Genomic DNA, 13,915 nt, shown 5'->3' with positions numbered 1-13,915 from the left:
AAATAGTTGTGTCGAATTGAAGATAGCTGCTCTAGGAAAATGAAGTATATTCTGAACGCTTACTGCTCTTGATTATTGAAGTTACGACGGGCATGATAACTGAATGCAAAATATCATTGAGGATGCTGTGCCCATCTTATATCCAGCCTATCATTGAACAAGGCATATTGGATGGCTCCATCAAAACAGAATTTCCGAAGGAGCTTAGTGAGACGATGATGCTTCTCAGTAATCTTTAGTTTTGGGCATTGCATAGATGATCTCGAATCATAGAAACTAGTTTTGCAATTTGTTCGCCCGATAATGCGCCCGATGCGATTGAACGTGCAGCGGCCGGAATGTACCAAGCCCGTATCTCTTCCTCAGTTACCCCAGATAGCTTACAGTACTCGTCGACAAAAATGTTGTAGGCAACTTTTCGCCAAGCTTCAAAAAACTCTATTACGTCAGATGGAGTTTGAGGCGACAAGACGGCATATTCAATCATCACACAAACTTCCGCGACGTCCGCAGCTGGGTTTCCAAGAGAAGCATGCATCCAGTCTACCATGACCGGTGTACCGTTTCTCAATAACAGATTGCCTGGATTGGTATCGCCGTGGCACAGCTGTCGTTTAACAGGCAAATGGTCCATATACGCATGGATGGAGGATATTTCGTCATCGGTAAACTCTGCAGGTCGACCGATAATCGCTTTTAAATGCTCTATTTGCTCGGTAATAATGCCTAAGACTTTTCCCTTATGAATGTCATTCAGCACTCTCGCGAATTTTCGTAGATCGCTGTCTGCTTCGCTAAAGTCTATCTCTCGAAAAGAGTACAATTGTTCAAATATTCGTTTCAAGAACGTTTCCCCGACTATCTTCCCGTAAATAATTCCGTGGCGTCCTTCCCATATCACTTGTTCAAACGGGCGGGCGGATGGAAGTCCGCTTTCCCAAGCAGCGGAGCAGTTCCGATATTCGAGCTGAACGGCTTCCGGCGGTGTGTTTGAATGAAACAGTTTGACGACTTTGTCGTCGCCACCCCATTCGTATACCTCGCAACTTGAGCCCATACCTATACATTTGCCAAGCATCATCAACTGAAAGGCCTCCTTGAAACTCTCGCTCATTCTCAGACTTTGCGATTTTTAAAATTCATTTCAGATATGTATCAATGTGTTCCAACTCAAACAACCCACTCTCACGGATGAATTGCTTAAGTAAATAATTATGACCGCTTCCATAAATGACTAGAATCCGATCATCTCCCGCAGCCAATCTAGCAATGTTAGAATAAATGATTAAGTTTCTCCGGTACCACCAACGCAACCAGAAAGGTCCGATATAATCCGGATACTCACCCAAGCGTGCTCTGTATCGAATATAGTATTGATGCTCTAAGGCATTTAGCTCTTCATTGTTATTCGTTCGAATCATTTCTAGCACAGTTCCGGGTTTGAACATCTTATGTAGTCGTTCCGACCATTCTTTTGACTCTTTGACTAGCTCAGGTTGTTTTTTTTCTGCTTCTTCAAAGCCAAGTTCCAACAAGTCTATATCTGTTTGGTCCAGATGCATCCAATCAGTCGCATAAATTTTCTCGTGTCCTATAGCACAGGCAATACGAAATCCCAGTTGTTGACATTCGTTTGCCGATAGCTCTAACGCCCCCGAAAGAAATTTTTGATATTCTGCATTTAGCTCATCGTTCCGATCTGCAACTTCCTCCACGCACACCTTCGTAGGGCGAAACTCCTTGATCCGCTTAACCAAATCTTGAATTTCTTTTTGACGATATGGCTCAAGGATGTCTTCTACATAACGAAAATGAAAAACACCAAGCACCAACACAGCCGGTTTGTTGCTCATATCCACCATCCCCCCTGGTTTCGAATACCGCTAACAAGTGATTAAATTCGCATTTAACAATTAATTCCCTTTCAGCGAAGAAGTATGATTCGCTGCGTTAACCTACCCGAGTAGCGTGGAAAAGGCCTCACCGCATTGAGCGCAGGCAAATTTCCATGGATATCGTAAAGCGCAGCTATTTTCATATAATAAATCGACCTCCGTTATCATAATGAGAATATCAAAAATTCCGAAATATCCCATTCCATGAGAGTTAGATGAGTAATATCACAACAACGTTAGCTTAGCGATCTATCTCTTATGCAACTGCTCGAAAGTATGTATTTGCAGCGGGCCGATACATTAGAATTAATGCAGTAATTACTGAAGACAAATGAACAATTCGACTTAACCCAAACAAACTGGAGTATAATGTCATACCGGTAAACGCTTTATCAAGCGAATTTCCTTCTAACAACCAATTGATTGGATCAATTAGCAAGGAAAAAGTTCCAATCCCACCGAGAAGTATTGTTAGAGCTAAACGGGCCCAGTTTTTTCCGCGGTACATTCTTATAATCACGAAGACAAGGGCGGCAAATATGATGGTTCTGAGCCCAACCGCGATAAGAATACTGCTTCCGGCTTCAGAGTCTTTAGATAGCATTTGAGTAACAGCGATAATCATTTCAAACACTCCCGCTGCAACTGCAACAAGCCAAAACCAATAAGACTTTTTTACTTCCTGCGGAATCCTCTTCTTAATCATAGTAACATTCCCTTCCATCTGATTATAACTCCAGTTTACTTGGGAAGGGTGTATTCCAAAACCATCCCGAGCCTGATCATAGCTCGGTCTACAGCCTCAATAAAAAATAACTTTTAATACAAATTCAATATGACAAAAAGGAGCAGCTGCCGCCGGCAAACTGGCTCCTTTTTTGTTCAACTATCGTTTCCCGTTATTTTAATAATGGTTCGGTTTCTATCCTAAATTGAACCCATTCGATCTAACCACTAAAACAAAAGTTACAGGTAATTTGTGAGCAATTACTAGGGTTGAGAAAACGGCATGAGAAATATCGAAACGCATGCCAATGAATCCTTTTATACATTTAGATCCCCCTAACTGCTGTGATCAATTCGTTAAATATACTATAAAGAATATTCACAAAACACCGTTCCTTCAGCTATCCTGCCGGTTGGCTGATCAGACTGCCGACACCAAGCACACAATTACGGCGATGAGCAAACTGGTCAGGGACGGTAGATTGGCCACATCGGTCTGTCCGAGACATCTGCTGTGTCGAAGTGATACCGAGCTCCATGGCTCGACGAAGCGTAGCCAAGCTCTCCTCGTCGTTACTCGGGCCATAGGTTGTACTCATGCCCATGCAGCCCAAACCTTCTATACTCACTTTAGTGTTCCCAATTCTACTGTTTTCATTTTTAGTCTCCATACATTTCTTAAAATTAATAGATCATTTTGCAACAACGGGAGTCAATCACGACTCCAAGGAATTGATTGTTCCATGAGGAATGTGCAGAAGATCTTCACTGATCGTCCAAAGCTTTTCGGCCAACACCGGATCGATGGCCCACGAACGGACTCCACGCTGCAGCGGGCTGTCAGCCGGTACGGCCTCCGCGATGTCGCCGTCTTCGCAATAGACGCCTCCTTTGCCGTTCAGCATCGGACTGACTGCGCACCATACGGATGTCGCGGCGCCTTGCTCAGCGGTTTTGAAGCCTCCGGAAGACGTATAGGTGCCGTCTTCGTTCCGTCTTACGCCCCAACCAGCCAGTTCCTCATCGCTCAAGTGTCGGGCCAAACCCGAGAGAATGGCGCCGGGATGAACTGCAAAAGCGCGCACTCCGTTCTCTCGTCCTCGTTTATCGAGCTCAACGGCAAACAACGAGCACGCGGTCTTCGACTCGCCATAGGAGACAACCTTATCGTACGGCCTCCTGCTGAAATGCAGATCATCAAAATCGATCGGTCCCGTCATATGGCCGATCGACGAAAGAGCGACGACCCGAGCGTTCCCCGATCGCTTCAGCGCTTTCCATAAGCCTACTGTCAGTTGAAAATGCCCAAGGTAATTCGTCGCGAAATGGGTATCGAATCCCCGCTCGTCTTTAATCGTCGGAGGGAAGCTAACACCAGCGTTCAAAATCAAAAAGTCGAGCGCACGATTGGAACTCAGGAAGACGGCGGCGAACTCGTCGATCGAGGAGGAATCCGCAAGATCGAGCCGAATCACCTCAATATTTTTCAGCGGAGCGAGTACTTCTTGCGCTTTATTGACATCACGTGCGCCGACAATTACGGTTGCGCCTGCTCCGGCAAGCGCCCGCGTTGTTTCCAGCCCGATGCCTCCATGTCCGCCTGTGACGATTGCCACCTTTCCACTGAGATCTTGTCCAGCTAGCACCTCTTTAGCGGTCGTTTCGGGTCCGAATCCCGACTGCAGCGGTTTTTGTTCAGTCGTCATATGATGTTGGCTCCTTTGAAATGAAGTTAGACAAAAAAACATAAAGTGTCTATATGACCACTCTATACAAGTGGACAAAGTTTGTAAAGTGTATAAAATGGAGATATGGACAATAAAAAGAAACTGGATATTGTTGCGACGGCGTTAGAGGTGTTTTTCAAGTACGGTTACAAGAGGGTATCGATGAACGAAATTGCAGAGGCTGCAGGGATTTCGCGCGCAGGTCTCTATTTGTACTTTAAGAGTAAGGAGGAAATTTTTAACGCCGCGATTATTCACTACGGCGACATCCTCATAGAGGAGATTAAAAAAGGGCTGCTGTACCATAAAACAACGGAAGATAAAATTTTTTATGCCCTCGAAGTATGGGCGATACGTAATTTCGACGATTCGCTACACTCGCCGGAATATAAAGAAATAACGGACAGCTCATACCAGTTTGCGCGGGTGGCGCTCGACACGAGCTACGGAAAATTGGAAACCTTGCTGGCATCCTTACTGGAAATATACCCTATCGCGGCAGAAGGCATCCCTCCAATGAGATTGGCACAACTGGTAACAGGTGCATTGCGTGGCTTTAAAACTGTTGCCAAGAGCTCGGACGAGCTTCGCCATCTGATTCAGGACTTGCTCCGAATCGTCTCTGCCGGTCAATAAGGATCCAACATGAGCGCCACGCTGTACAGCCGATGGCGTGCCGAGATGCGTTTGAAAACCGAATTATAACTGCTCTTTGAAGCTGACCCAACAATCCTTCATTTCTGCTAAGTCGAGCTGGCGAACGCGCGCTTTATCGGCAATCATGTCGGGTTTTAGCCACAGCTTCCGCACCGTGAACAACTGGCCATGCTGCGACCGGCGTCACTTTCCGAATCCTTACAAAAGGTCACCATTTATCAATTAGGTGAGAATGGGTGGGCAGCTCGAAAAGTTGTTGGCAGAATGGCAATACGAAATTTATTTCAATGACCGATCACCAGTCTAATACTGATTAAATAATTGGGGAAATTCAATGCCGTCTAGTTCAAAGGGAGAAACAATGATAAATGGTGTTTTTCTTTTGACATGAGGAGCATCCAACCAGATGAAGTAAGTCGAGGTCTTCCCGAAATAAGAATCCTTTCTCTATGGGGAAACGAAAACGAAAGAAGAGCTGCCCGAAGCAAGCTCCTCCACTATCGTGCCCAGTTAGTTGAGCACGGGAACAAAAAGAATACCAACCACGAATGGTACTACAATTATTACTCAACGAGCTTTTATGCCGCTCGCTGCGGAACCGTTGTACCCATTCCTCCGCAATATCATCGGCTAATTTATCAAATGTGAGTAGGACAACCTACAATATGGCCGCGTCCGCAGCCTTGCTACTTCACGGGCTTAGCGAGCTGCTGCGAGAGCTCATATGCGCTTCGCTCTACCCAGTTGTGGGCGAGCTTACCATCACGGACCTCCCATACCGCGATGCCGGAGAGCTGAATCGGGCGATCGTCGGGCGGGGAACCGAGTACACCTTGGTTGTACCCCGTGACTACCCAGCGCGACACGACGCGCGTGCCGTCGGCGCCGCTGAACATGTCGAGGCTCTTCAGCCTCATGTCGCGGATCTTCGAGGTGAAGGTGCTTGCCCACTCCTTGAAGGCAGCGCGACCCACGACGTCACCATCTGGGTTCGAGAGGATGAAGTCATCGGTGCATAGACGGTCGATCGCGTCGAGGTCCTGCGGAAGGTTGTAGACTTTGGCCCAGAACTCCAACCTTATATCTGGCCGTGCGATGCGGTCTGCGCAGCTCACGCAACCAAAAACTCCGAGCCTAAAAGCGTGCCGAGGGCAAGCCGTTTAAAGCGGCTGTTATTGCCTGTGTAAATAAGCTCATTCATTGGATTTTCGCGATTCTTACCCATAAAGAAACATTTCGTCCGACCTAGCAGGAAAAACCATCCTGCTTAGGCATCCACCTATGGATGGTTATTTGACATGCTCTTTTTTCAGTATAACATCATGAGCTTTATGCATTAAGATTTAAATATTGACAAGCTATTAGCTAGAATAGCGTAATAAAGCAGCCGATCGCAATGCCGGCTGCCTTTTTGTCTTTTATTGAGCTATCGTTCCCCGTTAGCTCAAAGCTATGTCTTTTTTACCATGTTCTGAATAACCAAGTACCGCTTTAATCAATGCAGTATCGAAATAATATGGAAATGCTTCTATAACTAAATTGTCCTTCATTTTTAAGATTTGGGCGAAAGGTAATCGGACTTCCTTTTCAGATAGTCTTGCCGTAGCCACTAGAGTACACCCCATAAAAAGGGTGTCCCCATCAAGAGTAGCAAGCATGTTCTCAATATTCATGGAACTCCATGTGTTATGCATAGTTTTAAAGAGTCTTCCGAGCTCTTCATAACCGCACCAATCGCCAGGATAAGGAAGCGATGCAGGTTCATGAACCACGATGCCGGGGTGGAAGGCAGATTTAATACCGCTAAAGTCACTTCCATCCGAACGCATAAATTCCATTTCAGCTTCAAACATTCGATTTAATATTTCCGTTGCCTTAGTGCTGTTGTCGCTTAATGAATCATTCATTCATAAAAACCACCCTTCATTTTGACCGCTACGTTTTAATAATAGAACATGGGAACTTCGATTTGTTGCTAATACATTCGCTACGGCATTGATGCGGAAGTTTATATACGGAACAAAAGGCTGCCACGCGGCAGCCCTTTCGTTATTGAACATCATTCCTCATTAGTGGAACAAAGGGCTGCGCACGGCCACCTTTTCGATATTGTTTCTTCCCTTCCTAAGGCTACCCAGGGACGATTGTTAAAGGGTTGACGGCTTCTTTAGAATGGTTTAAGGATCATAAGTACGGTTATGGCAATCATAAGCAGCTGTGACGCCGTCTCGATTGGTACGATCTTTTTCATCAATCGACCGAGCTCGGAGGGTACTTCATCCCCTTTGCTTTGACTTATAGATACAATCTCCATGATCTTTTTCATGCGCGGCCCGATCAATCCCTCGATCGTGGCGACCATGAGCAGCGATAAAAGGATCGATATATTTAGCCACATTTGGGACAACCCCATCTTCGTTATGATCATAAGCCAAACCCCGGTAATAATAAGTACGGCTCCGCCAATTTTAGGCAGGATGGCAAGCTTGTTCGTTACATCAAAAGCAAAGCGCAACTGGCCGACGGTTCTAGCGGACCTTCGAATGACGGGTACCACTAAAGCGGGACCGATTACCGCGATAGAAGCCAATATGTGCAAAACGAGAATCCATCCAAACAAACTCACCATCTCCCTTTTTGCTCCTTAGCACACCGGAATCTCTCTTTGATAGGCGAGACCGACCCTTTTCCTCTTAAAAGACCCTCCGAGCTCGATATGGTCCAGCATGCATTTCACGACATCATCATAAGCAACATCCAGCTCTTGAAGCCGACTGAACAAGTAACCGGCTATATCGGTCTCGGATAATTCCTTGATCGTCTTCGGAATTGATATGGGCAAGGTTTCCGTTGTTACATGCAGATGAACCGGCGCCGGAGGTTCTATCGAATCAATCATAGTTCCCGGACACATAATTGACCAATCAAGCTCAGACTGCAGCAGTCGTTCAAAATTCCGGTTGTGATTTTTATACGCAGGCGGGAATCCGGGCAGATTGTTGCCAATGAGATCAGTATATGGAATATCCAGCAGGCCGGCACCTCCCATTACCCATACCCTCCCGGAAAAACTAGGGTGGATTTCACATTGGCTTATAATGTTATCAACGAGACGAACGAACTCATCTCCTTGGCCTGCATGGCCGGCAGCAATAATAGCGGCGTCTTGATGCGAGAGCGCCTCGCCGACGCTTACTGGGTTTATGATATCGTCCACGATCACCTTCACATGTTCGGCGGAACGCTCTCCTTGCTGTCCATAAAACTTCTCGGAGTTTCGCACGAATGCGGTCATTTCATGTCCCATTTTACACCCTTGCTCCAGCGCTCTTCTCCCCGTATTTCCCGTTGCTCCGAAAACAATAATTTTCATCGTTTTTTCCTCCTTTTATAATTGACTCCCGATATTTCATCTCTGGATTGACTCAAGCTTAGCATCGTTTAAAAATCTTGATAAGAACCCACTTTAATGTAGGGTCCTTACTTAAAAGTAAGCAATAAGCAGAACGGGTTATCCATGTTGGTCCACGGCGAAAATCTTAAAGGAAGATTGACTGTAAATAGCAAAAGCTGCCAGGGAAAATCCCGTGGCAGCTTTTGTTATGAGTCCTTGAATTAGTGTGCAAATGAATTGAACCAGCTTTAAGAAGCAGATTCTTCATATTTCCGCTTATTATGGTTTTCTCCCCAAGCACACATGACTTCTGCTACAGGAATCAATGTTTTACCATATTCACTAAGGGAATATTCTACTTTTGGAGGGACGGTGGGGTAGACCGTTCTATCGATTATGCCCTCTCGTTCCAAGTCCCGTAGATGTTGTGAAAGCATTTTTTGAGAAACATCAGGTATAAGCTTTTCCAGATCGTTGAATCGCCTATTGGATTGTATCAAATGCCATAAAATCATTGGTTTCCATTTGCCGCCTAGAACATGAATGATTGTCTCCACTGGACATTCAAGCTGATGAATCATTGATAAATCATCCCCTTACCTTTAAGTAAGCTCATTACCCTAAAATATGCACTTAACAAAATTTTACAGGATGTTTGCAATCCGGTCAACCAAATAAAATTAATTCGTTTTCGGACCCAAAATCGGTTGCGAAGATTAAACGAGGCTAATGAAATGGGGTATTCTCCTCTATAACTGCCCGTTAGCTTAACGAAGAAAGGAGCAGCTGCCGCAGCAAACTGCTCCATATTTGTTCAGCTGTCGTTACCTGTTTAGTTTAATCCTCGACTTCAAAAATGGAATCAACAATAATCGGAAGATTATCTCTTACTGAAACGGCTCCAAAGACTGAACGAGCATGAACACCCTTTTCGCCGAAAACATCTAGCATTAGATCGGAACACCCATTTAACACCTTGTGGTGTTCTTCGAAATTAGAGTCTGCATTAACGAAACCTTGAATCTTAACTACTCTTTTAACATTATTCAAAGAACCTAAAGCCGATTTTAGTACTGCCAAGATCTCAATCCCAACCTGTCTAGCGAACTGATACCCTTCTTCGGTTGTAAAATCCTTTCCAAGTTTACCTTTCGGGTTTCCAGCAGGGCCCTTCCCTGAAACAAACAAAAGTCCATTTACCTTAACGTAGTTTGCGTATTTCGCCGCTGGCTCACTAGCATTTGGTAAAATAATCCCTAACGATTCCAACCTATCCACTAACGGTTGTTCAGACATGGTCGCTCCCCCAATATGGTTAAATTCCCTATATCGTACTGTTAACTTTTGATTTAATCAATAAGAATATTTCAAATATATTGCCAAATCTTTCAAATACCATGCAAACCTGCCCGTTAGCTTAACGATCTAGTAGTAGAGCGGCTATTTAGCATTTTTTCAAGCTTGATATTTCCCCAAATTAGGCCGTGAGCGCTGATTTCCCTTCCGTGGAACAATCGTAAAAAAAGGACCGTGTTCGCATCGTTTGCGATCGGTCCTTTTTTTCATTTTCTTAGAGCAGAAAAAAAGCCCAGCCGCTCAGCCAAATTAGTCCTTAACGAGGTAATACCAGCGAAGCTGGTACTACCTCGTTATAATAGCTCTCGCAGCAAGAGGCTAATAAAGCATTAAAATGCTGATGAAACGAATAAACGTCCAAGATGCCTCTGATTAATTTCAAATGATTCGTCTCTTGTCCAATCACTCTGAACGCCAGAAGAATAATCTATCACAAGGAATGCTAGATTAATAGAGGATGGTGGCAAAATGGGGTTAAAGAAACGCCCGAAGAAGTTTGACCTAAAAAAAAGAGTAAAGGCTTCTATTTCCAACAAACGGGTACTCAAAAGTGCGCCTAAGAAACGAGCAGTTATCAAGAGTTCGACTAAAATAAAAAACGCACTCATTTGCGGGTCCAAAAAGCGGAAAAAGAGATGCTTTAGACGCTCTGTGAAAAAGTTTTGCTCTTGCAAAACCAACAAATGCGGTTGTAGATCTGCGTTTGGGGCGGCCGCCGGTACAGATCAGCCAATTACTGCAATTGTAACTCAGGTTCAATATAGCTTGGAAGAATTCGACTCGAACAGGGAATATAATCCGGCAACGTCGATATTCCGCCCAAAGAAAAGCGGCATTTATACTTTATTCGCGAGTGCAACGTTCGTTGCTAATGAGAACGTGTCTAACTTTTTGGGTTTATTTATTCGTGTAAATGGCAGAAATAGAATTACTGATACCGAGACTTCACCTATTGTTGGCAGTGGATCTATTGATGCATCCGGCATCGTTCGTTTAAATGCGGGCGATGATGTTCAAGTTTTCTTTTCTTCCCTTATCACAGGCAGTCTTGCTGCCGGAATAGAAACCCGTTTTGAAGGAGCAAGGGTCGGTTAACTTCTTACGTCATTCAATGTTTAACGCTTGCCGCTACAGTCGTTCACAATGTCGTTCATGTTCTCTTCTCTCTGATAAAAACACAAATGACCCACAAGAGGGTCACTTTTTTAAAGTGTCCTTCTTGTGGATCACAGTTCCTCCCTTACCCCTTATATAAGAAAATATTAATTTTATAGTATCATCTTAGAACAATCATCTCTCCAGCTTGGACTTTCGCTGTAACCCGATTTTGCAAGGTTTGATCTGATGTCCATATGATACTATTCCAGAAGTTCCAGGAATCCCTTCCTTTTTCATTATTATGAAGATCCATATTTGCTACTATCCTGCAAGTTAGCGTAACGAGCTAAGTCTTTTTGATTTGATTCGTGTTTATTGATAGTTATCTCCGCGTATCATTGCAGTTGTACCCGTTCGAGATAATTCCAATATTCCGTATGGTTCTAAGAGTTCAACCATAGCTTCAATTTTCCTTATTTCCCCAACGATTTGAATGATTAGGTTATTTGGTCCTATATCAATCACCGAAGCACGGAAAGTGTCAACAACTCCAAAGATTTCTGGACGTATGGATGGCTCCGCCTTCACTTTGATAAAGGCGAGTTCTCTCACTACTAACGGATTAGAACTTAAATGGGACACCAGAGTAACATCGATTAGTTTGTTAAGTTGTTTTTCTACTTGTTCAATCGTTCGTTCGTTACAAGAAGTCACAATAATCATCCGTGATAATCCATTCACTTGACTGCCCCCAACCGTGATACTATCGATATTAAAACCACGGCGACCGAACAAACTTGATACTCGCTGTAGAACACCAGGCTGATCATTAACCAGGACAGAAATTGTATGTTTCTTAATCATTCGAAATCCCCCATTATCAACTGATCTAATGTCGTCCCACCGAGAACCATTGGATATACATTTTCTTCTCTTGGCACAATAAACTCAACAAGCACAGGTCCAGGTGTCTCCAGAGCCTCTTGCCAAATATGGTATGCCTCTGCTTTAGTGCTTGCTCTTAATCCCTTAACTCCGTAAGCTTCAGCTAGTTTTACGAAATCGGGACTACCAGCAAGATCAATTTGACTATAACGACTTTCGTAAATGATTTCCTGCTGTTGTCTGACCATGCCTAACACTTGATTGTTAATTACGACAATTTTGACAGGAATATTATTAATGGAACAAATCGCCATCTCTTGTGCGCACATCTGTATACCCCCGTCACCGTTTATAGAAATAACGAGACGGTTTGGATTTCCTACCTGAGCACCTATAGCAGAGGGGAAACCGAATCCCATTGTTCCAGAACCCCCGGAAGTTACCAATGAACGTGAATGATTAAATTTATAAAATTGTGCAACCCACATTTGGTGCTGACCTACGTCAGTGGTTATAATCGCATTCCCTCGTGTTGTCGAATTGATCATTTCAAGAACAAATTGCGGTTTAAGCTCCGTTTCGGAATCTTTATACCGTAATGGATACTGGGACTTGTTTTCTTGAATATAACTGATCCAACTACTTGATTTAGAGGGCTTAGCTTTTGTATTTGCATATCCTAGTACAGCTTTTATATCTCCGACACATGCAATATCTGTTTTGATGATCTTGCCAATTTCAGCCGGATCAATATCGATGTGGGCAATCCATTTGGCATTTGGAGCAAAGCCATCAACTTTCATTGTGACCCGGTCATCAAATCGTGAACCAATTGAAATGATAAGATCAGCGTTTTGGATTGCCATATTCGCCGTATACGTACCATGATGACCTAACATTCCTAACCACAAATCGTGGGCACTTGGAAAACCGCCCAAACCGAGCAATGTTGTTGTCACCGGAATTTTTGTTTTATTCACGAATTTCAGCAGCTCATTTGATGCATTAGAATAAACCACCCCACCACCAGCTATAATGACCGGCTTTTCTGACTCTGAAATAGCCCGAATCAACTTATCTATCTCCGTTGGATCAAGACTTGGAGTTGCACTGTAACCCCGTAAATTTAGTTTGTTTGATGGATGATAATACATTTTATGATTTGACACGTCTTTAGGAATGTCGATCAATACCGGACCTTTCCTTCCAGTACTTGCAATATAAAATGCTTCATGGATAATGCGCGGCAGGTCATGAACGTCACGTACTGAGTAGCTGTGTTTGGTTATTGGCATTGTAATACTAATAATATCAGCTTCCTGAAATGCATCCGTACCAATGACTGTTGTTGGAACGTTACCAGTAATAACCACAAGCGGTACAGAATCCATATAGGCAGTCGCAATTCCAGTAACTAAGTTGGTCGCTCCTGGTCCGGATGTGGCGATGCATACTCCTGTCTTTCCTGTTGATCGAGCGTATCCGTCCGCCGCGTGGATAGCACCTTGTTCGTGACGAGTCAAAATGTGTTTGAAATCCGGATTACTTACCATTGCATCATAGATGTAAAGGACATTTCCTCCTGGGTACCCAAATACACATTCTGTACCTTCCATTAGCAAGCAGCGTAAAAGGACCTCCGATCCCGTTAACAAATCCTGAGAAGTTTGATCTGTCTTGTTCGTGAACGTAGATACTTCTTCCATTTGATTTCCTCCTTAAATATAAATAACCCCTCTCATCCTCAGTCGACAGAAAACAGCTGTCGTGCCTGAAGGGACGAAAGGGGAAGATTTTCGTGGTACCACCCTGATTTGCCAAGAACCTTACGATTCCAGCCTCATGAGGTAAGGTTTCCCTTACCTACAGCACGATAACGTGTGCCATTCCGTTTGAGCCTACTCATCGAACCAAATCTCGATTCAACTTTCGATCAAAAGCTCCGAGACGACATCATACAAAGGGATTATGGCAAAGGTTTCAGCGTTTCCTTTGCTCTCTGGACATAAGAGCCTCCGTATTTTATTCTCTTCATCGCTTTTATATTTTTAAAATAAATAACCCCTCTCATCCTCAGTCGACAGAAAACAGCTGTCGTAACTGAAGGGACGAAAGGGGAAGATTTTCGTGGTACCACCCTGATTTGCCAAGAACCTTACGATTCCAGCCTCATGAGG

General features: G+C 44.1%; 14 protein-coding genes and 1 pseudogene. 3 read left to right on the top strand and 12 right to left on the bottom strand.

The window, feature by feature from the left end; genetic code table 11:
- Positions 1-235: 235 nt before the first annotated feature.
- The 4 genes from HI950_RS24525 to HI950_RS24510 all read right to left on the bottom strand — a co-directional run bounded on the left by HI950_RS24525 (position 236) and on the right by HI950_RS24510 (position 4,327).
- Positions 236-1,081, bottom strand: a complete 846-nt coding sequence (locus HI950_RS24525) for a phosphotransferase family protein (RefSeq protein WP_169086777.1) — start codon at positions 1,079-1,081, stop codon at positions 236-238.
- A gap of 58 nt (positions 1,082-1,139) precedes the next feature.
- Positions 1,140-1,853, bottom strand: coding sequence for a DUF5694 domain-containing protein (locus HI950_RS24520; RefSeq protein WP_169086774.1), 714 nt, complete (start codon positions 1,851-1,853; stop codon positions 1,140-1,142).
- Between the two features lie 298 nt (positions 1,854-2,151).
- Positions 2,152-2,619 (bottom strand): hypothetical protein, encoded by a 468-nt coding sequence (locus HI950_RS24515; RefSeq protein ID WP_223285486.1) that lies wholly within the window; start codon positions 2,617-2,619, stop codon positions 2,152-2,154.
- A gap of 718 nt (positions 2,620-3,337) precedes the next feature.
- Positions 3,338-4,327, bottom strand: coding sequence for an SDR family NAD(P)-dependent oxidoreductase (locus tag HI950_RS24510; RefSeq protein WP_169086772.1), 990 nt, complete (start codon positions 4,325-4,327; stop codon positions 3,338-3,340).
- 105 nt (positions 4,328-4,432) lie between these two features.
- Here HI950_RS24510 and HI950_RS24505 point away from each other — a divergent pair, with 105 nt between their 5' ends.
- Complete coding sequence (locus HI950_RS24505) at positions 4,433-4,984, top strand: TetR/AcrR family transcriptional regulator (protein ID WP_169086770.1); 552 nt, start codon at positions 4,433-4,435, stop codon at positions 4,982-4,984.
- Between the two features lie 707 nt (positions 4,985-5,691).
- Here the strand turns inward: HI950_RS24505 and HI950_RS24500 are convergent.
- On the bottom strand, positions 5,692-6,120 hold the full coding sequence (locus HI950_RS24500; RefSeq protein ID WP_169086768.1) for an ester cyclase: 429 nt from the start codon (positions 6,118-6,120) through the stop codon (positions 5,692-5,694).
- Here HI950_RS24500 and HI950_RS36055 point away from each other — a divergent pair.
- Positions 6,084-6,254, top strand: a pseudogene (locus tag HI950_RS36055) (IS110 family transposase); the annotation flags it as partial. The gene HI950_RS24500 and the pseudogene HI950_RS36055 sit on opposite strands and share 37 nt — an antisense overlap.
- A gap of 190 nt (positions 6,255-6,444) precedes the next feature.
- On the opposite strand, the gene HI950_RS24495 reads toward HI950_RS36055, so the two are convergent.
- The 5 genes from HI950_RS24495 to HI950_RS24475 form a co-directional block, all read right to left on the bottom strand.
- Positions 6,445-6,912, bottom strand: coding sequence for a nuclear transport factor 2 family protein (locus tag HI950_RS24495; protein WP_169086766.1), 468 nt, complete (start codon positions 6,910-6,912; stop codon positions 6,445-6,447).
- A gap of 260 nt (positions 6,913-7,172) precedes the next feature.
- Positions 7,173-7,634 (bottom strand): DUF2269 family protein, encoded by a 462-nt coding sequence (locus tag HI950_RS24490; RefSeq protein WP_169086764.1) that lies wholly within the window; start codon positions 7,632-7,634, stop codon positions 7,173-7,175.
- A gap of 15 nt (positions 7,635-7,649) precedes the next feature.
- Positions 7,650-8,378, bottom strand: coding sequence for an NAD(P)-dependent oxidoreductase (locus HI950_RS24485; protein WP_169086762.1), 729 nt, complete (start codon positions 8,376-8,378; stop codon positions 7,650-7,652).
- Between the two features lie 269 nt (positions 8,379-8,647).
- Positions 8,648-8,980: a winged helix-turn-helix transcriptional regulator gene (locus HI950_RS24480; protein WP_169086759.1), complete on the bottom strand. Its 333-nt coding sequence runs from the start codon at positions 8,978-8,980 to the stop codon at positions 8,648-8,650.
- A 256-nt stretch (positions 8,981-9,236) separates the two neighbouring features.
- Positions 9,237-9,695: a RidA family protein gene (locus HI950_RS24475; protein ID WP_169086757.1), complete on the bottom strand. Its 459-nt coding sequence runs from the start codon at positions 9,693-9,695 to the stop codon at positions 9,237-9,239.
- 528 nt (positions 9,696-10,223) lie between these two features.
- On the opposite strand from HI950_RS24475, the gene HI950_RS24470 reads away from it, so the two are divergent.
- A complete protein-coding gene (locus HI950_RS24470; RefSeq protein WP_169086755.1) occupies positions 10,224-10,850 on the top strand; it encodes a complement C1q domain-containing protein in 627 nt (208 codons plus the stop codon).
- A 375-nt stretch (positions 10,851-11,225) separates the two neighbouring features.
- Here HI950_RS24470 and ilvN read toward each other — a convergent pair whose 3' ends face one another.
- Both ilvN and ilvB read right to left on the bottom strand, forming a co-directional pair.
- Positions 11,226-11,717, bottom strand: coding sequence for an acetolactate synthase small subunit (ilvN, locus tag HI950_RS24465; RefSeq protein ID WP_169086753.1), 492 nt, complete (start codon positions 11,715-11,717; stop codon positions 11,226-11,228).
- Complete coding sequence (gene ilvB, locus HI950_RS24460; protein WP_169086751.1) at positions 11,714-13,444, bottom strand: biosynthetic-type acetolactate synthase large subunit; 1,731 nt, start codon at positions 13,442-13,444, stop codon at positions 11,714-11,716. The genes ilvN and ilvB overlap by 4 nt, the downstream gene beginning before the upstream one ends.
- Between the last annotated feature and the right edge of the window lie 471 nt (positions 13,445-13,915).

Origin of the sequence: Paenibacillus sp. PL91 (assembly GCF_012935325.2) — a bacterium.
Lineage (GTDB): Bacteria > Bacillota > Bacilli > Paenibacillales > Paenibacillaceae > Pristimantibacillus.
This window is presented reverse-complemented; position numbering and strand designations above follow the sequence as displayed.